General features: G+C 41.3%; 19 protein-coding genes. 12 read left to right on the top strand and 7 right to left on the bottom strand.

Features of this window, described 5'->3' with window-relative positions; translation table 11 throughout:
• The first annotated feature begins 4 nt into the window (after window positions 1-4).
• Both G7092_RS22005 and G7092_RS22000 read left to right on the top strand, forming a co-directional pair.
• The gene (locus tag G7092_RS22005) at window positions 5-208 is read left to right on the top strand and encodes a hypothetical protein (protein ID WP_166092591.1); all 204 of its coding nucleotides are present in this window, start codon (window positions 5-7) and stop codon (window positions 206-208) included.
• A 59-nt stretch (window positions 209-267) separates the two neighbouring features.
• The gene (locus G7092_RS22000) at window positions 268-468 is read left to right on the top strand and encodes a hypothetical protein (protein WP_166092589.1); all 201 of its coding nucleotides are present in this window, start codon (window positions 268-270) and stop codon (window positions 466-468) included.
• Here the strand turns inward: G7092_RS22000 and G7092_RS21995 are convergent.
• Together G7092_RS21995 and G7092_RS21990 are read right to left on the bottom strand one after the other, a co-directional pair.
• Complete coding sequence (locus G7092_RS21995) at window positions 465-1,241, bottom strand: SDR family oxidoreductase (RefSeq protein ID WP_166092586.1); 777 nt, start codon at window positions 1,239-1,241, stop codon at window positions 465-467. The two genes, G7092_RS22000 and G7092_RS21995, sit on opposite strands and share 4 nt — an antisense overlap.
• A 91-nt stretch (window positions 1,242-1,332) precedes the next feature.
• Window positions 1,333-3,666 (bottom strand): efflux RND transporter permease subunit, encoded by a 2,334-nt coding sequence (locus tag G7092_RS21990; protein ID WP_166092584.1) that lies wholly within the window; start codon window positions 3,664-3,666, stop codon window positions 1,333-1,335.
• A gap of 293 nt (window positions 3,667-3,959) precedes the next feature.
• Here G7092_RS21990 and G7092_RS21985 point away from each other — a divergent pair, with 293 nt between their 5' ends.
• The 5 genes from G7092_RS21985 (at window position 3,960) to G7092_RS21965 (ending at window position 7,982) form a co-directional block, all read left to right on the top strand.
• Window positions 3,960-5,426, top strand: a complete 1,467-nt coding sequence (locus G7092_RS21985) for a hypothetical protein (protein WP_166092581.1) — start codon at window positions 3,960-3,962, stop codon at window positions 5,424-5,426.
• A gap of 2 nt (window positions 5,427-5,428) precedes the next feature.
• The gene (locus tag G7092_RS21980) at window positions 5,429-6,001 is read left to right on the top strand and encodes a hypothetical protein (protein WP_166092579.1); all 573 of its coding nucleotides are present in this window, start codon (window positions 5,429-5,431) and stop codon (window positions 5,999-6,001) included.
• A gap of 160 nt (window positions 6,002-6,161) precedes the next feature.
• Window positions 6,162-6,593: a hypothetical protein gene (locus tag G7092_RS21975; protein ID WP_166092577.1), complete on the top strand. Its 432-nt coding sequence runs from the start codon at window positions 6,162-6,164 to the stop codon at window positions 6,591-6,593.
• Between the two features lie 122 nt (window positions 6,594-6,715).
• Window positions 6,716-7,081, top strand: coding sequence for a hypothetical protein (locus tag G7092_RS21970; protein WP_166092574.1), 366 nt, complete (start codon window positions 6,716-6,718; stop codon window positions 7,079-7,081).
• Window positions 7,082-7,175: 94 nt separating this feature from the next.
• Window positions 7,176-7,982 (top strand): TlpA family protein disulfide reductase, encoded by an 807-nt coding sequence (locus tag G7092_RS21965; protein ID WP_166092571.1) that lies wholly within the window; start codon window positions 7,176-7,178, stop codon window positions 7,980-7,982.
• Window positions 7,983-8,106: 124 nt separating this feature from the next.
• On the opposite strand, the gene G7092_RS21960 is transcribed toward G7092_RS21965, so the two are convergent.
• Both G7092_RS21960 and G7092_RS21955 read right to left on the bottom strand, forming a co-directional pair.
• The gene (locus G7092_RS21960; RefSeq protein ID WP_166092569.1) at window positions 8,107-8,952 is read right to left on the bottom strand and encodes a sialate O-acetylesterase; all 846 of its coding nucleotides are present in this window, start codon (window positions 8,950-8,952) and stop codon (window positions 8,107-8,109) included.
• Between the two features lie 41 nt (window positions 8,953-8,993).
• A complete protein-coding gene (locus tag G7092_RS21955; RefSeq protein WP_166092567.1) occupies window positions 8,994-9,542 on the bottom strand; it encodes a TetR/AcrR family transcriptional regulator in 549 nt (182 codons plus the stop codon).
• A gap of 499 nt (window positions 9,543-10,041) precedes the next feature.
• Between G7092_RS21955 and G7092_RS21950 the strand changes: the two genes are divergently transcribed.
• The 5 genes from G7092_RS21950 (at window position 10,042) to G7092_RS21930 (ending at window position 18,121) form a co-directional block, all read left to right on the top strand.
• Window positions 10,042-10,398, top strand: coding sequence for a diacylglycerol kinase family protein (locus G7092_RS21950; RefSeq protein ID WP_166092565.1), 357 nt, complete (start codon window positions 10,042-10,044; stop codon window positions 10,396-10,398).
• Window position 10,399: 1 nt separating this feature from the next.
• Window positions 10,400-11,125, top strand: a complete 726-nt coding sequence (gene recO / locus G7092_RS21945; RefSeq protein ID WP_166092562.1) for a DNA repair protein RecO — start codon at window positions 10,400-10,402, stop codon at window positions 11,123-11,125.
• Between the two features lie 458 nt (window positions 11,126-11,583).
• Window positions 11,584-12,111, top strand: a complete 528-nt coding sequence (locus G7092_RS21940) for a DUF2062 domain-containing protein (protein WP_166092560.1) — start codon at window positions 11,584-11,586, stop codon at window positions 12,109-12,111.
• A gap of 979 nt (window positions 12,112-13,090) precedes the next feature.
• Window positions 13,091-16,234 carry a SusC/RagA family TonB-linked outer membrane protein gene (locus G7092_RS21935; protein ID WP_166092558.1) on the top strand — a complete coding sequence of 1,048 codons (3,144 nt, stop codon included), beginning with the start codon at window positions 13,091-13,093 and terminating at the stop codon, window positions 16,232-16,234.
• An 18-nt stretch (window positions 16,235-16,252) separates the two neighbouring features.
• Complete coding sequence (locus tag G7092_RS21930) at window positions 16,253-18,121, top strand: RagB/SusD family nutrient uptake outer membrane protein (RefSeq protein WP_166092556.1); 1,869 nt, start codon at window positions 16,253-16,255, stop codon at window positions 18,119-18,121.
• Between the two features lie 68 nt (window positions 18,122-18,189).
• Here the strand turns inward: G7092_RS21930 and G7092_RS21925 are convergent, their stop codons facing one another.
• Genes G7092_RS21925 through G7092_RS21915 form a run of 3 tightly spaced genes read right to left on the bottom strand, consistent with a single transcriptional unit; the run spans window position 18,190 to window position 24,170 of the window.
• On the bottom strand, window positions 18,190-19,086 hold the full coding sequence (locus G7092_RS21925; RefSeq protein WP_166092554.1) for a glycerophosphodiester phosphodiesterase family protein: 897 nt from the start codon (window positions 19,084-19,086) through the stop codon (window positions 18,190-18,192).
• Between the two features lie 60 nt (window positions 19,087-19,146).
• Window positions 19,147-20,718, bottom strand: coding sequence for a SusD/RagB family nutrient-binding outer membrane lipoprotein (locus G7092_RS21920; RefSeq protein WP_166092552.1), 1,572 nt, complete (start codon window positions 20,716-20,718; stop codon window positions 19,147-19,149).
• Window positions 20,719-20,729: 11 nt separating this feature from the next.
• On the bottom strand, window positions 20,730-24,170 hold the full coding sequence (locus tag G7092_RS21915; RefSeq protein WP_166092549.1) for a SusC/RagA family TonB-linked outer membrane protein: 3,441 nt from the start codon (window positions 24,168-24,170) through the stop codon (window positions 20,730-20,732).
• Window positions 24,171-24,324 lie beyond the last annotated feature (154 nt).

Below are 24,324 nucleotides of genomic sequence, written 5' to 3'. Positions count from 1 at the left end.
ACGAATGAAAAATAAAGTAAGGCGTACAGTATTGATGTTATTGATTGCCGTGATCTTGTTTTCGGCGTCAATGGCTATCCCTGCTTTATTCCATTCGGGCTGGAAAGACCTTGTTCAGGGTGCCGCGCTGGGCCTAACCATAGCCGGTATCATCAGTATTATCACCCTGGTTATTGATTACTTACGGGAAACAAAAAAAGGTGCCTGATCCGGTATTTTTTAGGCGGCCATAAAATTATATCTTTATATACTTAAAAAAAGCACCAGATGAAATCCAAAACATATATCATTATTTCGGGAATTATATTTATCACCGCTTTAATCATTAGCCTGCAAAGCGCCGATCATTCTACCATTGATAAATGGGCCAGTTTTGTGATGGGCCTTACCTCGGTTGCGTTCATAGGCGGCCTGATATCTCTTTTTAAAAAAGGCAAATCTTCTAAAAACCAACAGGCGCTGAATTAATAGATACTCCTGCTGGCCCCACCATCAACGGGTATAGTAGTACCGCTGATGTAAGCGGCCTGATCTGATGCCAGGAAGGTCACCAGCGCGGCCAACTCTTCGGGCTTACCGATACGGCCAAGCGGTATGCTTTTGGCCCGGTCTTTTATAGCCTGCTCGGGGTCCACATCTTTGGGTAAAGTATGTTTTATCCTGTCGGTCAGGATCAATCCGGGCGCCACATTATTTACGGTGATATTGTACGGACCAAATTCATCGGCCATCAGTTTAGCCATCCCCACTACGCCCATCCGCATTGCGGTTGACAGCACCGAAGCACCCAACACCGCCTTTACCGAAACGCTCACAATGTTGATGATGCGCCCGCTGCCTGTTTTTTGCATATGCGGCAATACCAGGCGACTGAAACGCGCAACGCTTAACAGGTTAAGGTCAAAAGCTTTTTGCCATTGCTCGTCGTCAAAGTTCTCGAATTTATCAAACGGAGGGCCGCCAGCATTGTTCAGCAAAATATCTATCCGCCCAAAAGCATTTGCGGCTTTATTAATAAACGCTTCTATCTCGTCGGCTTTGGAAACATCAACAGGGATAGGGATTACCTCATTGCCGGTAAGCGCTTTTATTTCGGCGGCTGTTTTATTCAACGCCTCTTCATCGCGTGAGCCAATGATCACCCTTGCGCCTTCGGCAGATAAAGCTATTGCTACAGCCTTTCCTAATCCTTTACTGGCTGCTAATATTACAGCTACTTTGTTGTTGAGTTTAAGATCCATATGCCCCTCACTGCCCTCCCCTAAAGGGTGAGGGTTCTGATTTGCGTTTGTATTTATTTACCTTTCCTTTGGAGAGGATTTAGGAGAGGTGTTACTCCTCAATATCCGGTCCTTTTATTTTTTTACGATCGACACCGCCATCCAGGCTCAGTAAAAAAGCAGGAAGCAGCGTGAGGTTACTAATCATGGCTACCAGCAGCGTTATGGATAATAATATACCCAGAGCTACGGTGCCGCCGAATTTGGATACCGCGAATATGCCGAAACCAAAAAACAGTACCGTAGCGATAAATATCATGCTTACCCCGGTTTCGCGTATGGTATCAGACACAATGCGCGATATCCCTTTACGTGTATAACGCAGCTCGTGACGGTAACGGGTAATAAAATAAATAGTCTGATCGGACGAGATACCCATCGCTATGCTGAATATCAATATGGTTGATGGTTTCAATGGGATTCCAAAAAAGCCCATGATACCTGCCGTAATAATCAGCGGTACCAGGTTGGGCACCAGCGAAATGGCTATCATTTTTACCCCTCTGAATAATATCCACATCACCCCGGCTATCAGAAAAATAGCCCAGGCCAAACTTTCGTACAGGTTTTTAAGCAGGTAATTGGTACCCTTTATAAAAATAATGCTGGAGCCGGTAAGCTCTACATGAAACTTTTTAGGGTTAAATATCGAATCGATACGGGGTTGCAGCTCGGCCAGTACCACGTTCATTTTTTTTGACCCGGCGTCCACCATTTCAAAGGTTACCCGGGTTATCCGGTGATCCTTATCCAGGTAGGTATTCAGCGCTCCAGATGTATTTTTACCCGAATTAGCGGCGTAGTTGAGTATAAAATTTTGCTCCAAACCATCGGGCAAACGATAGTATTCCGGGTTGCCGCCATAGAATGCCTGGGTAGAGAATTTTAATACCTGGATGAGGGAAATGGAACGGCTGAATTGCGGGTACGAGGAGATCAGCTTTTCCAGTTTCTCTACCTTGCGGATCACCGCCTGGTTCACTACACCATTTTTCCGTTTGGTATCGATACTTACCTCAAGCGGCAATACTCCGTTAAAATTCGATTCAAAAAACTTCAGATCTTCCAGCGTGTTATTATGCTGCGGAAGGTCATCAACCACATAACCATTGATATTGATGTGATAAATGCCCACCGCCGAGATAACTACCAGCACCAGCGTAATGATATAGATAGCTTTACGTTTTTGATGCACCAGGGTATCCAGCTTAATCAATAAAGCTTTCATCCATTTACTATCCTTAATACCGGTTTGCTTTTTTGGTGCCGGCAGGTAACTGAATACAATGGGTACCAATATCAGGCTCAAAGCAAAGGTGGATAGTATCCCCAGCGAAGCCACCAAACCAAACTGGGTCAAGAGTTCGCTGTTGGTAAAGCACAATACGCCAAAACCAATGGCAGTAGTAATGTTGGCAATAAAAGTAGTGATACCTGCTTTTTCGAGCGCTATGGCCAAAGCATCCATTTTATTGCCCGATATTTCAAACTCGTGGTAGTATTTATTGAGGATAAAAATAGTGTTCGGGATACCGATAACCACCACCAGCGGCGGGATGATGCCGGTTAAAATGGTCATTTCATAGTGCATCATATACAGGATGCCCAGGCTCCACAGTACCCCCAGCACCACAATAAGCACAGGGAATATTACCGGAAAAAACGAACGGAAAAAGATAAGCAGAATGATAGCCGTAATTAATATAGACAGCCCCAGGAACATGGAAAACTCATGCGCCACTAAATCGCCTACAACGGTACGGATGAGCGGCAGCCCCGAGTAATGTACCTTAATGCCATGCTTTTGCTCAAAAGCTTGCCCCAGCTGAAGCATTTTATTAATAACAGGCACACGCTTGGGTGTGTTGATTATTTTATCATCAAAAGTAATAGCCATTAAGGTCGACTTACCATCGTTACTCAATACCACTCCTTTATAAAATGGCAGGTTTAAAAGCTGTTGCTTTACACTATCAACCGCCTGTACCGAAGGCAGCACACCGGTAACTAATGGCTTTACCACAAAACGATGCTGCAGGGTATCTTTTTCTAAATTGTACACGTTAGCAGCTGAAACCACGGCCTTTACACCATTGATCTGTTTAAGCTGCTTGCCAATCAGGAACCAATCGTTAAACACATCTTTATCAAATATCTTGTCAGATTTGATGCCCAGCACCATTGAGGAGGCATCCTGACCAAAAGTTTGTTTAAACTGATTATAGCGGATATAGGCCGAATCGGTAACGGGTAGTACTTTACCCCCGTTAAAGGTTATTTTTACTTTCGACGCCTCAAACCCCATAAAAGCACTCAGTGCTAAAACGCAGATAAATACGATGAGTCTGTTTTTAAGGATAAAAGAAGCGGTATGTTTCCAGAACATTTGAGTGACATTAAGGGCGCCGCTAAACTACGAAATTTGATTTACCCACCCACGCAAGATATTGACATTGTGACAAAATGTTAATTTACAGGCTTACTTATAGCAGATGGGAGTAAATTTGATCATTAAGTTTTTTGCCTCCGCATGCATAAGCGTTCAAAAAACGCTAAGTATATGGGCTATTGTTCTTATAGGTTTGCATGCATTAAATACCGTGTTTTCACCTATTGTCACGTTAAAATATTAACTACATATTCAGCGGTGTTATTTTAAAGAATAAACAAATTGCTCCTATGCCTAAACCCTCGTTCAAAAAGTTTCATTTCTTATTGATATTTATTTCAGTTTGTTTAATAGCCGCCGTGATTAACAGTTGTAAAAAAGATTTACATGCAGATCAGCAAAGTGCAGCTTCCGACCCTACGGTTATAAAAGCCAAAACCTGGTATGAAAATACCTATCCAATGAATAATAAATTGGGGACTCAGGCTTCCACCCCAACTACCGACCTAAGCCAATGGATAAAACCCGATTGGCAACATGCTGTCAGCTATTCGAGGTTCAATAAACAGGTGATTGAGATGCCGGTTGACCCGGGTGCTAAATTTGAAACAGCCTTGTTAATTGGGACAGTTAAATCGAATAAAAGCTACAGCCGAAATTATTTTTTGTTGTTGAATGATGGCCAAAAGTACGAGGCCTATGTAATGATGGTCACTGCCGACTCGGCTTATGTAAACAATGATCTGAGCAAGCTGTCACATAATTCCTATCGTAAACACGATGCCGACTTTAGCGGATCGGTACTTTATTTTACACCCAAGGGCGAATATGTAGACGGATATGCCTATAAAAATGGGCAGCTCATACCTGCATCAGCAAACCAGCAAACAGATAAACCCAAAGTACAAAGTGTTCAAACTAACGGCAAAAAAACAAATGTGGAGGTCAATTGCATAGCCTGGTATTTAGACAGCTATCAAAATGGCGTTTTAGTAAGCGAGGTATATCTTTACACTACCTGTACAGGCGTTGGCGAGCCTGGTGGCGGTGGTAGCAGTAGTGGCGGAGGAAATAAACCGCCTCCACCCAAACCGCATTGTACACCAGCCGGAACGACAGACCCGCCATCAGATCCCGGCGGTTTTCCGGAACCAGATCCCGGAACTTGCCCGATTTTGGTTAGCAACATAGTAATAAATGATGTGAAAGATTCCTGTTTAAAAACAACTTTAGATGTCATGATAAACAGCAACTTATCCGGAAAAATAGCATTTATTATCAATGATGTTTTTAATAGCTCTGATAGAGTTAACTTAACGTTTCAGGATTATAGTGATACTAGCCCCAATGCACCGCCAGCTATAACAGACCTACCAATAAAAGCAAATGGTGCATATAATGAAACTATTAATCTGAATATGGGCCAGTTAAAAGATGCAAGTATGGAATTTAAAACCATTATTGCAATACACGAGATTCTCCATGCTTATATGAATTACAATAAGGAGTATTATGGACTGGCACTACAACAACATCAAGCAATAGCTCAAAAATATGTTGGTGATATCAAAACATTTGTTCAAGGACTATATCCCACTTTATCTGATCCTGATGCCTATGCCATAATTTTAAACGGCATGAAAGATGTATATAAAGACGCTAATGCATACCAATCTTTACTAAATAGTTATAATACCAACCAAGCAAACTATGAATATCAAAGAGCTGGCATATATGGCACACCTTGCAATAAATAATCATGAAAATAAAATCAATCTTTATTATATCAATACTTTTGATAAGTTCTTTAGGTTTATCGGCGCAAACACGAGAATTAAACAATGTTGAAATTTCCGAACACGTTAATAAATGTTTATTTAATAATTATCATCCAGATTCAATTATTCTGTCAAAAACCTGCAGACGAGGCTGCATTTTTATTAAATTTAGAATTAATAAGGAAGGCAAAATAAGTGAACTGGCTTTTAGTAAAGATTCAACTGCATTTATAATTAGCGCCTTAAGGCAGTCTATAAGCTCCTTACAAAAGGATGTGGCGTTAATAAATACATTAAAAAAATCTGGCAGGACGATAATCCAACCATTTATTTACTTTTATCAGGCAGGTTGTAACTTTCCTCGATTTACTAACGAGTCTCCCACATTACAGGAGAGGTTAGATTTTTATTACACTCATGTAATGATTTCGGGAAAAATGGATCATATAGATGATGCCATCTTAGATATGTTAAACTTTAACGGCAATGAACTTCAGGCTTTGGATGGAATATTATTAAGTCCTATTCAAGTTAGTTCAGGTTCAATGGAGTAAAAACAATAGCAAGCTATCGGTTTACATCCTTTGCTACCGAAAGTGCCCTGCTTGTAGCCATACGCAATGAAAAAATTTATCTAATCATAACTAACCACAAGCGTGCGCTAGCTGGAGACTTCCGTTGGAACCAAATGTCAACCATAAAATAAAAGCAGCCATGAAACACCTTACAATATTATTTACTTTCATCGTTTTTACATCGCTTAATACAAAGGCACAGTTAAAAATTTACGGGGGGAAAAAACATGACCAATTTTTGGGTTGTATGAGCTGTAATACGGAAGATTCAAATTCGATTTGGAGTTCTTTTGGTGATTATGGTTCTATGCACAACGCTAATTCCATATGGAACCCTGATGGTAAATACGGCAGTAAGACAAGTGACTTTTCTCCCTTTAATAAAAACGCCAAATATCCTCCTGTCATATTAGATAGAAGTGGGAAACCCCATGGCTATATCACTATAAATGAGAAGTTTCCTGATAGAGCTCCAAAGGGAGGAATGGCCGACAATATTTGTAAATGGCGAGACGACATCATAGAAGATATACCCGGTTATTATGATAGGCTTTATCGCCCTAAAAATTAGATTATTAAAGATTAGATTTTATTTTTATATCTAGTCGGAGCATTCCCCTGTACATGACCACAGCGGAATACTTGCGGCACCTCAAAGTCATGGAGTATCCAATTAATAAAGCCTTATACGATATGAAAGTTCTCTTGATTTTAATGATATTTTTATCGCTCTTTGTGGGCATATCAATTAATGGTGTGTGGAGTTCGTTATATAATTTTGAATTTCCAAGCGTAATAGATATGATTAAGACGGGTATATTCACGAAAATAGAAATCATCGAATGGGCACTATTACTGGTGGTGCATATGGTAATAGTTATTTTGCCCTTTTTAACTAAAGTAAAATATTTTAGACATTTATTAATGATAGCACCTGCAATATTTGTATTGCTTTATTTCATAGTTGGCGGAGCTGTAGCATTTTTACTAGTTCCATTTATTATAGTTTGGGTAATTGCGGTATTCAAACAAGGTAAAACAGGAACTATAACAAATTAGTTGAGCTTGATCTATGATTGGCAAAAAAGACATCCAGCCGGTACATGCATTTGGTTTATGCAAACCAAAAAGAAAATAAGTATTACAGACTAACATGAAATATATATACCTGATACTTTTATTCATCACCATAGGCTTTACGGCCAATGCTCAGGATACAGTAAAAAAAAGAAAGCTAGTTGTACAGGATTTTAAGCTTAACCAAAAAACCGTAGTGAAAGATTCAACAGGTAAGCTTTATACCTATCAGGAATGGAATAGCTTACTCGCTAAGCAAAAAAACTTGTGTTTGTGGCCCGATAATATGGACGACCCACAAACTTCTTTTACCATCGTGAAAAAAGCGCCTGGCGAAACTAGGTTCCACGCGGTTAAAACCAGAGTAGAGGATGTACCCCCTGCTCAACGAACAAAAACTCAGCAGGAAGCACTTGACCGATACATAGCCGCACTCCCCAAACCCCGTGAATCGGAACAGTTTACAACCGGCCAAGAAATAGAATCATTCAGTACCCACGATCTAAACGGCAATAAAATAAAACTGAAGGATTTACATGGAAAAGTGGTGGTATTGAACTTTTGGTTTATTGGTTGCCCAGGGTGTATGCAGGAAATACCGGAGTTAAATAAACTTGTCGATACTTATAAAGACAACTCGGATGTAGTTTTTCTGGCTATAGCCTTAGATGCAGGTGATAAGCTAACAGATTTTTTGAAAACCACACCTTTTAATTATGATATCATTGACGATGGCCGTTTTATAGCTAACACCTACAAAATACAGCTGTATCCTACCAGCGTAATTTTAAACAAGGAAGGCAAAGTAGCGTTCCATACTGTGGGCTTTGCAATAAACTTGCCTTACTGGATGCAAAAGACCATTAATGAGGCATTGAAATAATAAGTGGAGACAATGCCCATACTTGCCCCGCTGGTATGCGTATTGTGTATGTGTATTCAACGTTACATGGAGAAGATGTGATGAAAGTACACGCGTACACCAACGGGAGGCTTTCGATGGCGTATTACCCGGCAATAAGCACCAGTTGCTCCCGAAACTCTTGTAAGGTTATTTTGCCGGATGCAAAGCGGTTTTCTAATAGCAATGTTTCTTCTCTCCGGCTAAAGGGCCTATTGTAAATAGCTTGCAATAGGTCATGCTCCTGCGGTAAGGGTGTTGTAATGTGCGTCAAAGTATTAAATGCTTCAAAATAGCGTATACCCAGTACCCTTTGTGATACCGCGTTAAAATGAATTTGATCTTCATTGGCTGTTAACCCGGCTGCCGTTACAAAATAACAATGGTTACGCGTTTGAGCATATTGTAACAGCGCCTGATTGACCAATGGATACGCGGTAAAATAGCTGCCGTACAAACCGGCTGTCAAAAAATCTCCCAATGCGCCCACAATCAAAGGAACATCCGGCACGTTTAATTCCATACGCAGTTCATGAACTATCCGGTCAAATTTTTCGGCATAGGCCGCAGCACCATCTGCAGAACAATCGTTTTCGCCCTGGTGCCATAAAATACCAGAGAGCTTGCTGCTGCGTTGTGCCAGTTTAGCCTGGGCCAACGCATTGTCAAAAAGTACTCCGCCGACTGCCCAGTCATCCAGGCTGGTGCCACCATCGGCGCAAGGGATCAGGCCTATTTCTTCCCCGGGATTATTCATATGCCAGGCAGCGGCAAAAGACGCCGCCAAACCAACGCCAGCCGAGGGGCGATCGTTATGAATGGGTTCTGTCATGACCTGCCAGCGGCCATTGCGCAGCATTTTAACAGATTCATTAAAAACGGGCGGAACTTGCTCTATAAAACCACGCCCCGCTATATTTGACTGACCTATTAATAAAAAAGAATGTATCATTGTTAATTTTTGTAATCATTTAACCCAATACCTAACAGCGTTTATGGCAAACCTATGCTTCGGCTAAAAGAGTACCAGGCAAATTTTTTAATATCATTTGGGGCAACATCTCCAGATTGTAATGCTTGAATGGTAGTGTTGATCATATTCACAAACAGCATACGGATCCAGGCAACAGACAAACTATCGCTGATCAGCTTTTGCCGCTGTAGCTCCGGAACAAGGCTAAACCAGTTGTTTTTTGCCTGTTCGTAAGCTTCATTTTCAGCGGCTTTGGGTTTTTCATTCAAATACTTTGTTTGAAGCGTATTCAAAAACGCGTATTTCACCCCGCAATCAATACCCGCGTATAACATTTCCTCCAATTGCGCCACAGGATCTGTACTGCTATTATAAGCCTTGAGCATGGCATGATGCCAGGTTTGCATCATATCGGCCCAACAGGCATCTATCAGTGAGGTTCTGTCTTTAAAATACCGATGCAATGTTCTTCTGTTTACTCCTGCCTTTTCGGCAATCATATCCAGCGGAGCATAAAAATCCTCATTCAAAACCGTTATAGCACTGTCTATAATTCTCTGACTGGTCATACTAGCGCAAATATATGACAAATGCCACACAGATGAGACATTTTATTAAAAAAAACAAATATCAGCCGTGTGCCTGGATTTAAGTAAATACTCTGGAACAGCTACCACGGATACGCTACTATAAGTATAAAACGTGTCCCTAAATCATTAATCTGCCCCACCAATAATTCCTCAGAAAATTGGTATATTTGTAAGTATACAACGGCCCGGTTTCCTGTAAAAAAGGAAAATCGGGCCGTTGTGTTAAAGGGAAAAGAGATACAAAAACCGGCCTTTTACCAGATAGTTATTTGACAATCAATATTTTAATACTTTTTAAAGTTTTTAAAACCCATCAAAACCATGTTATAATTTGTTAAAAAGTGTTAAAATCGATGTTTTTCGAGTGCTTTTGAGCCGTTTTTGCCCCATTTTCAGCCCGAAAAGTGTTAAAATTTAAGGTTTAAAAAGTTTTTTGGCCACCAAATTCATAAGTGCCAATAACAATGTACTTTTGTATATGAGAAGACTGATACGCAGTTTTGGCTTTGCCTTTAAGGGCTTGCAATATGCCACCAGCACCCAGCCCAACTTCCGGATACACCTGGGGGCAACGGTTATTGCTATTGGCCTGGGAATCATGCTGCACCTCTCCACCGCCGAATGGCAATGGGTAGCGCTCAGTATAGCCCTGGTTCTGGTAACCGAGCTCATCAACACCGCCATTGAAACCCTTACTGATCTGGTTTCACCTACGTATAACATCAAGGCCGGCCATGTTAAGGATGTGAGCGCTGGAGCGGTAGTAATTGCCGCGGTATTTGCATTAGTTACGGGCTGTATCATTTTTATACCGAAACTCCTTTTACTGGTATAACATGCTGCATAAAACCCGGGGTATTGTATTTAAAGCAACCGACTATGGCGAAAGCAGCGTTATTGTACAGCTATTTACCGAAAAGTTTGGCCTGCAATCATACATTATCAATGGTGCAAAAAAGCCCAAAGCCAAAATTGGTCGCAATATGCTGCAGCCCCTGCACCTGCTTGACCTGGTTGTTTATCATAAAAATACGGGTAGCGTGCAGCGAATTTCCGAGCTAAAAAACTCGCCGGTATTGCAAAGTATCCCTTATGATGTGATCAAAAGCTGTATTGTCATTTTTTTGAATGAAGTGCTGTACAAAGCCATAAGGCAACAATCGGCTGATGAAAATTTGTTTGATTTTGTATTTAGTGCTATTGAGTGGCTCGATCACCAACCCGGGAGTGTGGCCAACTTTCACCTGCTGTTTTTGGTTCAGCTTACTCGCTATCTGGGCTTTTATCCGGATAGATATCAAGCCGGCCAGGCCGATTATTTTGACATGAAGAACGGCACATTCAGCAACTACAAACCCGATAACCTGCTGTACTTATCACCGCCTCATACGCAAAACTTTCACCAGCTTTTGCAATGCAGTTTTGAAAATATACAACAATTAAAATGGAGTAATGATGAGCGCCGGTACCTGATCCAAAAACTATTGGAATATTACGCCTTGCATATTGAAGGTTTCGGCAATATACGCTCTGCGGATGTGCTGGAGGAAGTATTGTCTTAGATATACATTATCAATGGTCTTATTAGTAAAATGAAGAGGACTGAAATAAAAAAAGAGAAAGCCAAAGGCTGCCTCTTTTTTGTTGACTGACCTCATTATTTACCATAAAGAACTAATTGGTTAGATCGATAATAACAATTGTTACAAATATATGCACTATAGAATTAGTAGACTAACTTTTTAATAAAAATTTAACACAGATTGAGCTCGTACAGTGCATTATAGCTGTCAGGTTTACCAGCAAGCCATCACTTTAAGTACTCAATCACTCCAAAAATTAAAACAGGTTAGTTAAGGTATTGTAAAGATATTTACCTTTGCCGCCATCATAACATAAGTGGTTACTTATTAAAAACTTAAAGATCTGTTAACGTTACCCAAGGTAAATTTGTAATAAGCTTTATAATAAGCATTTCAAAAACTTTGACCGGGCGGTTACCGTATATGGATCAAACACGATGGATAATTCAGAAAAGATAAAAGCAGGGATTCAAAAGCTTAAAGCTGTATGCGCCAATCCCGGATATTTTTTCAAGTCCCTTTTCAGTAAAGAAAGGGGAAAACAATTCATCAAAAACCATTTATTTAATCCCGAACACTCTGCGCAGCTTAAAGCACTATCAATTGGTTTTGGTGTATTTATGGGTATAGTACCTATATGGGGCTTTCAGCTGATTGTTGCTTTTTCATTGGCTATATTATTAAAGTTAAATAAGGCCTTAGTTCTTTTAGCCGCACACATCAGCTTTGCGCCCTTAATACCGGCAGTGATATTTTTAAGCTATAAAGCCGGCGGCTTTTGGATGGGCGAAAAAAACACCGAAATTCCTTTTAATGGCGACATCTCCTTAAAGTCGATCAGTATTCACCTGGAACAATACTTGTATGGCAGTGTATCACTTGCTATAGTTGCCGGTTTAACAGCGGGCTTATTAACCTTTGTACTACTTAAGCTTGCAAGCAAGAAAACTGTTATAGCAGCCTAAACGGTAGCACTAAATAATTTGAACAATTTATTATGATATCTGCGCAGCATCTTATTGTTATTACTTGCTACTGGTTTATTCATCAGCAATTTTTAAGATCAGTATATTAAATAGATTAATGACCCTATTTATTCATATATGGTTAACGAAATATATTTATAAATCCCTCCCAATGATAAAACCTTTTAACATAAGGACTCCTAAAGCCCTATGTTATTCATAAAAAACACGCTAACTATTTATTTATCTGTGCATTTCACACTTATCAGAAACATATAATCAAAGGATTTTAACGAAAACGTTGTCGTAAATAAAAACAGCTAAAACTTATGAAAACCTGATCTCCCGGGATATTTTTGGTAAGTACAGTTTAGTATTTTGCCAATTACAAATAATAAGAAGCGCTTTAATTTAATTATAAAACAGCTTAGTTATTAACCATAAAACTGCTTTATATCCATACCTGCAAATTTCATTGTCCTGCGAGAACGTGAATACTGTTTGGGCATTACCTTACAGGTGGAATAATAGCGGCATCCAATAAACTAAAACCTTAGATCAATGAAAAAATAAATCAGGCCTCCAACAAAAAAGAAATCGGCAGTGGGTTCAGCACTACCGAAATCAATTCATTTCCCTTTTAGTCAAACAACAACATTAAATGTTGCCGGGAATTTTTTTGCCTAATTCAACCGAAATTTTAATAAGCAATACAAATATGAAGAAAAAATCTTCACATTTTGTTATGTAACAACGTGCATTTGTGCATGATAGTATCTGCTATATGCTATCATCTTCAAGCAGACTTGACCTAATATTCTGAGGTTTAAGTTTCCTGTATTGTATCTATTAAATTTTAGGGTAAAAGCTACACAGGTTTATTGACGATAGATCTGTATATCTCATTGCATGGGTAAGGTATGCCTGCTTCATTTCAATCAAAAGCAAACCACTTAAACCATTTAATACCATTAAAATTATGAGAAAACAAATTACTCTCCTTATTTTATTCTTCCTCGCCAGCAGCAAGCTTGCTCTGGCTCAGGATCAATCCGTAACAGGTACAGTTAAGGACGATAAAGGTCCCTTGCCTGGTGTAACTGTTAAAGTAAAGGGAACGGGCAAGGGTGTTGCCACCGATGTAAAAGGCCACTACATCATTAGTGCATCATCAAACGCCACACTGGTATTTAGTATTGTTGGATATACCAGCCAGGAACAGCCTGTAAATAACCGAAACCAAATTAACATTACCTTATCTGAAGACAACAAACAGCTGAACGAGGTTGTAGTAATTGGTTACGGAACTCGTCAAAAAAAGGATGTTACCGGGGCCGTATCCAGTGTAAAAGCTACTCAGCTTGAAAATGAAAACCCCACAAGTATTGGCGACGTGCTTAAAGGCAACATTCCCGGACTTACCGTGAGTATGAACACTTCGGCCAAAGGCGGAGGGGATTTGCTGCTCCGCGGAAAATCAACCCTAACTGGTAATACATCACCATTAATTGTACTGGATGGGGTTATTTACCCAGGTCAGCTTGCCGACATAAACCCCAACGATATAGAATCAATAGACGTACTGAAAGATGCCAGCGCCCTTGCCGTTTACGGTTCACGGTCGGCAGCTGGTGTAGTGGCCGTTACCACAAAAAAGGGAAAAACAGGTCCGCCCATCATCACCCTTAATTCAAATTTTGGTATTGCCCAATTGGAGAAAGAGCAAAAAGTATACGGCCCGCAAGGATTTTTAGACTGGCGTGCGGATGTGATGCGAAGCATCAATGTTAACAACCCGGATTATGAATATACCGATCCCAGAAAATTACCAGCTGGTGTAACCGTTGATCAATGGATGGCATTAACAAAAGCCACAGGCGATCCGGTTGACCAATGGTTAAGCAGGCTGGGTTTGGTAGCTAATGAAAGAGCTAATTATATGGCCGGCAAAACAGTCGACTGGTTCGATAAGGTTTTTCGTAATGGTTTCCGGCAGGATCATACCATCAGCATGACGGGCAAACGCGAGGATGTTAATTATTACATGTCGTTAAACTATACTAAAAATCAAAACCTGATTGCCGGCGGCGATTATAGTAATATTCGCGCCCGCTTAAACCTGGAGGGAAGGGCTACTAGTTTTTTAACGGTTGGTATTAATGCTCAATATGCTGTTAGAGACGAGAGTAACTTGCCGGGCAGCGACCGGGCCCATACCATAGAAGCTGACTGGACTCAAATTACCAACAACTCTCCTTATGGCGATTTTTATAATCCCGATGGTTCTTTAAGAAGAATACCCACCGATGATGCCGGGTTAAATGCACGAAACCCGTTTTTAAATACACAGTATGATGAAAGCATGAATGTTCAAAATACATTGTTTGCCAATATCTACGGCAGAGTAACATTACCACTGGGCATTACTTTTCAAACCAATTTCACACCCAGCTATGACTCCTACCGCACTTTTTATCATAACTCCTCACACAACCCTAATGTAACTGTACCCGGCGGACAAGCTCAGCGCTCTATGGAAAACAGGTACAATTACCAGATAGATAACCTATTGAAATGGAACCGCACATTTAACAATATCCACAACATTGACGTTACCCTCCTGGCCAATACAGAAAAGTATCAGTCATGGTATACATATGAATACAATGAAGGCTTTAGCCCTAACGATGATCTGAGCTTTCATAATATTGGCGCAGGCAATAAACCTACTGTAAGCAGCGACGATCGCTACTCTACCGCCAACGCCTATCTGGGGCGTATCAGCTATACCTTAATGCAGCGGTATTTGCTCACCGCATCTATCCGCCGCGATGGATACTCCCTGTTTGGGCAAAAGCATCCTAGCGACAATTTCCCGTCAGTAGCCGGTGGCTGGATTTTTACTGATGAGGATTTCATGAAATCGACTCAATGGCTAAGCTATGGTAAACTTCGTTTATCATATGGTGTTAATGGTAATCGCGACATCAGGGATGGTAATGGCACGGTTGACCCCAACAGGGCACTTGCCGTAATCACAACAGATAAATATCCTACGGTTACTCCCGGCGGTACGGCCACAGCAAATTCTGCGCTTTATATCAGCAGAATGGCTAATGCCGATCTGAGATGGGAACGTACCACATCTTTAAATGCCGGTATTGATTTTGCATTATTCAACAGCCGCTTAAACGGATCAATTGATGTTTACAGCAAAAAAACCACCAATCTGCTTGTACAAAGAACGCTACCACAGGTTTCCGGCTTTACTAGTGTAATCTCCAACATTGGTCAGGTGAATAACAAAGGGTTTGAATTTAATTTGACCAGTAAAAACATAGTTAGCAGCAATTTTAACTGGAACAGTTCATTTAACTTTTTCCTGAATCGTAATAAAATTGTGCATTTATATGGTGCTGCCGATGTGACCAATGCCGACGGAACGGTAAGTCGTGTTGAAAACGACGACAAGGCCAACGGATGGTTTATTGGTAAAGACATCGACGTGGTGTGGGATTATAAGATATTGGGGGTTTGGCAAACCAATGAAAAAGACCTGGCGGCCAAATACGGTGCGGTTCCCGGCGATTTTAAACTGCAAAAACTGGTAAACAGCGGCCCTAATCAATATAAATATACCGATGATGATAAACAGTTTATTGGCTATGAGTCGCCAAGGTTTACCTGGTCATTACGAAACGATTTCAACATCTATAAAAACTTTGATTTTGGGTTTCTGCTGATCTCCAATTGGGGACAGTTGAGACAATATAACCAGGCCATTAACAACCAGGGTGGTGTAAGTATTTCCAGAACCTCATCATACGTACAGCCTTACTGGACACCCAATAACCCTATAAATGACTATGCACGCTTAAATTCAGGATCCAGCGGTACAACGGTCAATGTTTGGCGTAAGGCTTCTTTCATCAGGCTAAATACGGTTTCATTGGGTTACAACTTCCCAAAATCATGGCTTACTCCTTTAAAAATACAGAGTGCAAAACTATATGCCAATGTAACCAATGCGGCGGTATATGCTCCTCACTGGGATTTTTGGGATCCACAAAATGATGGCCCAACGCCAAGATATATCTCAGTAGGAGTGAACGTAGTATTTTAAAAATTTGAACTGATCAACATGAAAACAATAAATAAAAAAATAATAGCAGCTATTACTTTAGCAACCGTGCTAATTTCAGGTAGCTGTAAAAAGGATTTCCTTAAACCTAAGGACCTTTCTGATTTTACGCCCGACCTTACCCTAACCTCGGTACCTGCCATGCAGGCTGCGCTCAACTATCTAAATAAAAATTTAAGAGCAGAGTTTTTTGGTGATTCTGCGCCGATGCTTACCGAATCTATATTTTCGGATGTTGCAGTTGAAGGCACTACCGATAAAACCACGCCCGCACAGGATCTGAATGTACGCATTACCCCAACTGCTAATTTGAACAGCGACGATTACAACAAAATTGGCTGGTACTGGAAACAATGGTACCAGGGAGTACGATACGCCAACACCATCATTTCGCGCATTGATAATGTTAAATATACCTCTGATGCCCAAAGGAACGACATTTTAGGCAGGGCCTATTTTCACAGGGCTTATTGCTATTACCGGCTGGTTCATGAGTTTGGCGATGTGCCATGTCCCTTTAAGGAAGAAAGCGCACCAAATGTTGCCTATGTTACCGTAAAGCGCGAAGTGATATTAACGCAAATGAAAACCGACCTTGAATTTGCCCAAAAATGGGTAACCGATGGCGGCAACAAAGGCGATGTTACCAAAGGTGCAGTAAGCCATTTACTGACCAAGATAGACCTATCGCTGGGCAAATTTGATGATGCTATTACTGCAGCCAACTCCGTGATCAACGGCGGACCTTATCGCTTAATGACGGCACGTTTCGGCAGTACAGGCGCCGATGTTACCAAAAATGTGATCTGGGACCTGCACCGCCCCGACAATAAAGCCATTGCGTCAAATACCGAAGCACTATACCTGGTGATTGATCGTGATAACCTGGAGGGTAACACAGCGAACGGCTCACAGTTAATGCGTAACACTACGCCTTTTTACTCACAAGCTAACACTATACTTACCCCAGGTAAAAACAAGGCCGGTATTATTGATGCGGTGACTGCCGATATTCCACTTACACTGTATTACGGCAGGGGGATAGGCCGCTATCGTGGAACACCGTACAGTACAAAGTACATCTGGACTGACAATACCGATTTAAGACATGCTCCGGGAAACTGGATGAATATGACCGATCTGGTTTACAATAATCCGGCCTTAAAAACATCTGATCCTGATTGGTACGGAAAACACCTGGAACAATGGACTGCCGCCAACGTTGCCACCCGGTTTTTAAATGGCCCAAGAGATACCATACGCTGCTGGTTTGGTTGGCCTCATTACAAAGTATTTATCAGCTCAACCAATATCGCCACTGATAAATTCTGGAGCCCGCCACGTGGTACAGATACCGACTGGTACGTATTCCGTTTGGCCGAAACCTATTTATTAAGAGCCGAAGCCTATGTATGGAAAGGTGATCTGAACAGCGCGATGGCCGATTTGAATATTGTAAGGGCAAGAGCACAAGCCGCACCACTTACCGATGCCAGCAAAATTAACATTGGTACCGTGCTTGATGAACGCGCCAGAGAGCTTTATTGGGAAGAACCCCGTAAAACCGAGCTTACCCGCATTGCTTACATTTTTGCTTTAACCGGCAAGCCATCCTATACCGGCAAAAGCTATAATGTGACTAATTTCTCTGAATCAAATTTCTTTTTTGACCGCATCATTGAGAAGAATGATTTTTATAACAAGGGCGTGGTAACCAACTCCGGTAATACGTTCACCATATCACCCTATCATGTGTTGTGGCCAATCCCCAACAGCGACATCCAGTTAAACATTAACGGGCATATCAATCAAAACAAGGGGTATGCCGGTTCAGCAAGCAATGTTCCGGCACTGGACAAAATTCCGTAACATTTGCCTTAATAAAAAAGGGATAAAGCAATGCTTTATCCCTTTTTTATTAAAATGCTATACGTAGACTATTTTGATTGATAGCTGCCAAATAGCTGTACCAACTTATCAGGATAATTGCTGATGATACCATCAACCCCCATATCGCCCAGGGTGGTCATGTCTTTTTCCTGATCTACCGTCCATGGCAGTATCTGCATTTTGTTGTCATGCGCTTTCTGTACAATTTCTTTGGTAACAAAGGTGTAATAAGGGCTGTAAATATCAGGTGTAAAGCCCAAAGTTTTCAGGTCTTCATCTATATTGATTTTACCAACCAGCAATGAAAGTTTGATCTTTGGATAGCTTTTGTGCAGCACTTGTAAGGTACGGACATCAAACGACTGTACGATTATTCTTTTGGCAATCTTTTTCTGGTTGATCACCACCATTACAGTTTCTACAAACACATCCGGCTTTGGGTTATAAATACCATCGCCAGCCGGCGTACTTTTAGTTTCGATGTTGTAATAAACCGGTTTTAGCTTGTTCTTTTTTACATAGGTTTCCACACTGTCAATCAGATCAGCCAGCAATGGCTTATAAGTTTTAAACTTAGGCTGGTTGGGAAACTGTGGATTAGGTTTGCTGCCTGCATCGTACTTGCGAATGCTGTCATATGGCATTTTGTACATGGCCAGGCTTTTTTCTTCTGATACATCAACATCAGAGCCATCAGGCTTGCGCATAATTCGGGCAGACATGTACGGATCATGAGATACCACCACCTTACCATCGGCAGATATAACCATGTCAAGCTCTAAGGTTCTTACCCCTAGCTTAACGCCATTCAGCATAGATGAAATAGTGTTTTCGGGCATCAGGGCCATACCGCCGCGGTGACCTTCTACATCTAATTTTTGCTGGGCAAAGGCGCAGTCCGTAAGCATAATACCTGCAGCAAGCGTGATCAATATTTTTTTCATAGTTGTTAATTTAATTCTTTTTTAATAGTTACCAATAATTGGGGCATCGAGCCTGTTGAATTATTTCAGGATCCACATCACACCATTAACATCATCAACATTATTATATTGGGCAATAGCAGCATTATAATTAGCCGTGTTAGCTGATTGCTCTGCAGCGAAATATTTATACCTCAAAGCTATTTTACCATTATTGCCGGTACCTACACCTGTTTTAAATACCGGGTAGCCAGTACGCCTCCAGTTAAAGTAAGGCTCCAGTCCGCTGTTCAGGAAAAAGGCAATGTACTTTTGCTCATTGATCTGCCTGATGCCTGTTTCATTATTGCCTGCGTATTTAACTGCCGGCTGCGCGTAATAAGCGTTGTAATCTACATTAACGGTATTGCTTACATAAGGACCGGTAACAGGTACGCCAAGCGGTAACGAATAAACTGTCATGCTGCCTTTATCCGGAACGCCGTAAAATGCCATTGATGCTTTAATACCTGCATTATAGTAAGCCTCGGCATCGCCTAACGGGCCGCCGTTTATCCATCCACGATTAATAGCTTCGGCAATATTAAAGCACATTTCGGTGTAACCAACAAGAGCGGTTGTTTCGCCGGTGTAACCCGAGTAATAGCGATACCTGTTGATATAGCTTATTTTACCACCACCATTCTGGCTGGCCAGCACACCCATATCCAAACCAATATTACCACCCTGAAAAGCGGCAAAATCTGTTGGGCTTAAGCCCGAGCTTACCAAACCCGGTGCAGGATCGGTAGTGATAAATACACGCGGGTCTTTATCGGCAGTAAGCAGGCCTACATAAGTATCGGCACTGTTATTCAGCGCGCCATTGGCAAAGGTTTCTTTATTTAAAGGATAACGGTTAGTTGGGTTTAACCAGGTATACTTTAAATCATCACCAGTACTATTCATCAGGGGATATTTTGTCGGGTTGGTAATAATCTGCGCAAACTGTTGAGCTACCTTCAAATCAGGGTCGGCGGCTTTCTTGCTTAAGTGTATCAACAAACGTAAACGGTAGGTGTTTACCACCTTTTGCCAGGCTTGTAAACTATTGTTAAAATAAATATCGCCGGTAAAGGTAGTTGTACCTTTAAGCAGGGTGGTCATATCGGCATTGGCCTGCTCAAGCAGATCCAGGCTGTTCATAAATACCGTTTTTTGTGCGTCATAAACCGGGCTTATCTGAGCCGCGCCCTGCAAGGCTTGCGACATCGGAATATCGCCCATTTGCAAACTCATTTTGGTAAAAAAGTACGCCCTGAAAAATTTGCCCAAAGCAGTGTAAGGGTTCAAAGCACCTGCAGTGGTGGTTATACTCTGCTTTTCCATATTGGTAACATCGGTAAGAACCGGATACAGGTTACTGCCCGGACCAAAATTGTACTGGTTATTACCAAAGTAGGAGTTGTTTTGCAACTGGTATTGATTAGTACGGTCAAGCTGGCCACCAGGTGCCTCCAGCATGTTATTCAATATGCCGTTTAACAGTAAAGATGCCTGTACACTGGTAGGCTTATTAGGATTTTCATACAAATCCTGAAAACTCTTTTTACAGCTGGATAGTATGGCTGCCATTACCAACAACAGCAGTACTTTTTGAATATATATCTTCATAGTCATGAATATTAAAAAACAACATTTAGGTTTACACCATAACGGCGGGTTGTTGGCGTTTGCAGTGTTGATGTAGGCGTTGCCGTATTGAACTGCTCTATGTCAATGCCCTTGTATTTGTTATCCTTATAGAAATAAAGCAGGTTACGACCAACCAGTGATACAGATGCTTTTTTAATCAACATACCCCTCAACCACTCTTTCGGAAAATCGTACCCTATTTGTACTTCCCTTAGCTTAGCATATGTTTTGCTTACTAATGATCCTTCTGCTACCTGGCCATAATATTGGGTGGCCCAGCTTTGCACCGTACTGGTTGAAGTGTTTTTGGTAAACTGCAGTTGGTTATAATTGGTGATGTGACCAAAGTTATCATACTTGATAGCCGTTCCGTTAGTTACCTGTACACCATCGCCTACGTAAGTACCTTTATAAGAAGCTACACCGGCATTGGTATCATCATCAAGTCTTGATTTGCCAAGGGCGCCTTCAACGGTGGCTATGTTAGCACCACCCTGCATGGTTAAAGAGTACAAACGGTCTGATATTTTACCACCTACGCTGCCATCAAACTGAAAGCTGAAAGAGAAGTTTTTATACCTGAACCTGTTACTTACAGACCATATAAAATCAGGATTCATGAAACCCAGATTTTGGTTAATAGGATTTTTTAATGGTTTACCACCGGCATCATACACAATTTGCCCGTCTGGTGCCCTTACAAAGGCCGATCCATACAGCACATCTGTTCTGTCGCCTTTTTTAAAGAAGGTATTGTAATAAGTTTGGCCCGGAGGCAGTTCGAGATAAACATCCTTAAAGGTAGACCAATTGGTCATTACATCCCATGAAAAGTTATGCAGCTTTACCGGTGTGGCGGTAAGTGTAAGCTCCAAACCGGTTTTACGGGTTTTTAAGGCGTTGATGTAATAAGTATTATAACCTGATGTTGGCGAAATTGCGTTAGCTAAAATCTGCGGTCCGTCAATGTATTGAAAAAAGGTAGTGCTTAAGCCCAGTCTGTTTTTCAATACTTTGATATCAAACCCTTCTTCATAACTTGTACGGGTAAAGGTTTTGATGTTCGGGTCGACAATGCTGCCTGATGAATTGGCGGCCGGAATATTATTATAAGGCTTGTTAAGATTGTATGGAACTTGCAAAGAGTAATCAGGGCCACCATACGGGCTTAAATAGTTGTTGCCGTACTGTGAAAAGTTAGAGAAAAGGCTATAAGCTGTTGAGCCGTTCAATGTGCTGTATACGTTGAACGGTGTGGCACCAATAGTTGTTGAAGTAGCATCGCCGTGTACTGTAGCAAATGAACCCCTTAGTTTAAATAAAGATATTACCTGTGGCAGCCTTATATAATCAGATACCACGGTGGTTCCTGATACGCTTGGATAAAAGTAAGAATTATGCCCTTCAGGCAATGCTGATGACTTATCGATCCTTCCCGTGGCAGATATGGTAGCATATTTACCCATGGAGGCATCTAATGAAGCATATGCACTGATCACCCGCATTTTTGAGGTGAAATTATTTGTCATCAGGGCATTCAGCGAGTTATTGAAGTTGTAAACGTTTGGCGTAACCAGATAATCGGTAGAGGTAAAGTTGGAGTTGTAATTAAAATTACGCAAACTACCACCTACCAAACCCGACAGGTTGAAGAAGTTACCTACGTTATAGTTATAGTTCAGCAATATGTCTGAATTGTTTTCGAACAGGTTTCTTCTGTCTTCGCGAAAATCACCCTGCCCCAGTGTACGGGCATAGGTAAAAGCGCCCCATGGCATTTTTTCGTCGCGTACCAATGAGTAAGTGGTAATTTGCGAACGGCCTGTAATGTTCAGGTGCTCATCCAGCTTAAAGTTTAACGACATGTAGCCATTAATATCTGTTTTATCATGACTACGTGTCCAGTCCTCCACCATTAACCAGGGGTTGTTGTAGTGTACGTGCTCCGGAAATATGGCTACCTGGTTTACTTTACCCGGCGCCCATACATTCCTGATATCAGGTGAATCAACGTTCCACTCACCGCCTGTCCATACAGAAAGGTTATAAATTAAACTGTTAGGACCATAAGTAACGTCGGGTACGTTATTTGAATAGGTTTTGTTGAAATTCAGGTCGGCGTTAAAGGTTAACCTTTTAGATATCTGGTAGCTTGCCGTAGTATTAAAGTTAAAAATGTTAAGCCCTGTATTAGGCACTATACCTTGCTGGTTTGATTCTGATGCCGAAAAACGCATGGCATATTTCTCGCCGCTGGCAGATAAGGCTACGTTGTTGGTTGTTTGGAAACCCGCCCTGATAAAACGATCAAGGTTGTTTTTACCATCCACATAACCACGGTTTAAATAAGGTGCAGGTTTGATGTGGCCGGTATAAGTTAAATCACCAAATGTGGTGGTATAAGTTTGATTAGGTGTGTATTCGCCATCATACTGAGGGATGAGCTGACCACGGAATTTTGGACCCCATAACTGGTACTGGGCATCCTGCAAGCCACCGCCAAAACCATCGGCATAAGCATACTGGCCGTACATACCACCGCCATAATCGTGCTGGGTTTTAGGCTCGGCAATAAAACCTTTATCAATAGAGGTGGTGGAATTAAGCTCTACCGTAAAACCTTTATCTTTTCCGGCTTTTTTGGTGGTGATCAGGATAGCGCCATACTGTGCACGACTACCATATAAAGCAGCACCGGCAGGACCTTTAAGCACTGTGAATGATTCTATATCATCTGGGTTAAGGTTGTAAGTATCTGAATTAATCGGAATACCATCTATCACAAACAATGTAATCTGGTTACCACGTAGCAATAAGGATGGTGTTCCTAATAGCTCGGCATTCATAGATACCGATAAGCCGGCCACTTTGCCGGTAAGACCTGTAATAGGGTTTGAGTCACGGGCTTTTACCAGTTCATCACCTTTTACTTCCTGCACGGCATAACCAATTTTGTTGGCTCCCTTTTTTACACCAAGAGCGGTTACTACTACCTCATTTAAACTGGTGGGTGATGGCAGCATTTTTATATGCAGCATATTACCGCTGCTGGCTTGTACACCGGTAACGGTTTGCTTATCAAAGCCCATATAGCTAAAGGTAAGATCATACGATTTACCAGCTACCAGGCTTTTGATACTAAAAGAACCATCGATATTGGTGGTACCTGTTTTTTTGAGCTCATTGGAGCCGCTTTCCCTTACCTGTATGGTAACTCCGATAAGCGGCAGATCTTTTTCATCAAGCACCTTTCCTTCCAGGTGACCGTTATCTTCCGTTAAACGGTCAGTACCTGTGATATGGGTTGAATAATGAGAGGCTTTTGCCCAAAGAGTTTGAATGCTGGAAGCCAGCAGGATAATGATTGTAAAAATAAGGCTAGAGAAGGTAGATAGGCGTTTTAATACATTTCTTTTTGTAGAATTGTGCATAGCTTTTTAATAGTTTGTCGTTTTGCATAATCGTGAATTATTGATGGCTTAAATGGAGTGGGTTGGTGGAACAGCCCGCTCTTTTTGCATCCGGATGCGGCTTATATCTTCAAATTTGATCCTCCCTGAGTAAGTTTTTCATAAATAAATTTTT

The sequence above is a fragment of the Mucilaginibacter inviolabilis genome (assembly GCF_011089895.1).
GTDB classification, from domain to species: domain Bacteria; phylum Bacteroidota; class Bacteroidia; order Sphingobacteriales; family Sphingobacteriaceae; genus Mucilaginibacter; species Mucilaginibacter inviolabilis.
Note: the sequence above shows the minus strand (reverse complement) of the source record. Positions and strands in the feature narration are given on the sequence as shown.

What these genes read in the sequence shown, in the direction of transcription:
- G7092_RS22005 (WP_166092591.1), top strand. Translation starts at nt 5, where the DNA reads ATGAAAAATAAAGTAAGGCGTACAGTATTGATGTTATTGATTGCCGTG.
- G7092_RS22000 (WP_166092589.1), top strand. Translation starts at nt 268, where the DNA reads ATGAAATCCAAAACATATATCATTATTTCGGGAATTATATTTATCACC.
- G7092_RS21995 (WP_166092586.1), bottom strand. Translation starts at nt 1,241, where the DNA reads ATGGATCTTAAACTCAACAACAAAGTAGCTGTAATATTAGCAGCCAGT.
- G7092_RS21990 (WP_166092584.1), bottom strand. Translation starts at nt 3,666, where the DNA reads ATGTTCTGGAAACATACCGCTTCTTTTATCCTTAAAAACAGACTCATC.
- G7092_RS21985 (WP_166092581.1), top strand. Translation starts at nt 3,960, where the DNA reads ATGCCTAAACCCTCGTTCAAAAAGTTTCATTTCTTATTGATATTTATT.
- G7092_RS21980 (WP_166092579.1), top strand. Translation starts at nt 5,429, where the DNA reads ATGAAAATAAAATCAATCTTTATTATATCAATACTTTTGATAAGTTCT.
- G7092_RS21975 (WP_166092577.1), top strand. Translation starts at nt 6,162, where the DNA reads ATGAAACACCTTACAATATTATTTACTTTCATCGTTTTTACATCGCTT.
- G7092_RS21970 (WP_166092574.1), top strand. Translation starts at nt 6,716, where the DNA reads ATGAAAGTTCTCTTGATTTTAATGATATTTTTATCGCTCTTTGTGGGC.
- G7092_RS21965 (WP_166092571.1), top strand. Translation starts at nt 7,176, where the DNA reads ATGAAATATATATACCTGATACTTTTATTCATCACCATAGGCTTTACG.
- G7092_RS21960 (WP_166092569.1), bottom strand. Translation starts at nt 8,952, where the DNA reads ATGATACATTCTTTTTTATTAATAGGTCAGTCAAATATAGCGGGGCGT.
- G7092_RS21955 (WP_166092567.1), bottom strand. Translation starts at nt 9,542, where the DNA reads ATGACCAGTCAGAGAATTATAGACAGTGCTATAACGGTTTTGAATGAG.
- G7092_RS21950 (WP_166092565.1), top strand. Translation starts at nt 10,042, where the DNA reads ATGAGAAGACTGATACGCAGTTTTGGCTTTGCCTTTAAGGGCTTGCAA.
- recO (WP_166092562.1), top strand. Translation starts at nt 10,400, where the DNA reads ATGCTGCATAAAACCCGGGGTATTGTATTTAAAGCAACCGACTATGGC.
- G7092_RS21940 (WP_166092560.1), top strand. Translation starts at nt 11,584, where the DNA reads ATGGATAATTCAGAAAAGATAAAAGCAGGGATTCAAAAGCTTAAAGCT.
- G7092_RS21935 (WP_166092558.1), top strand. Translation starts at nt 13,091, where the DNA reads ATGAGAAAACAAATTACTCTCCTTATTTTATTCTTCCTCGCCAGCAGC.
- G7092_RS21930 (WP_166092556.1), top strand. Translation starts at nt 16,253, where the DNA reads ATGAAAACAATAAATAAAAAAATAATAGCAGCTATTACTTTAGCAACC.
- G7092_RS21925 (WP_166092554.1), bottom strand. Translation starts at nt 19,086, where the DNA reads ATGAAAAAAATATTGATCACGCTTGCTGCAGGTATTATGCTTACGGAC.
- G7092_RS21920 (WP_166092552.1), bottom strand. Translation starts at nt 20,718, where the DNA reads ATGAAGATATATATTCAAAAAGTACTGCTGTTGTTGGTAATGGCAGCC.
- G7092_RS21915 (WP_166092549.1), bottom strand. Translation starts at nt 24,170, where the DNA reads ATGCACAATTCTACAAAAAGAAATGTATTAAAACGCCTATCTACCTTC.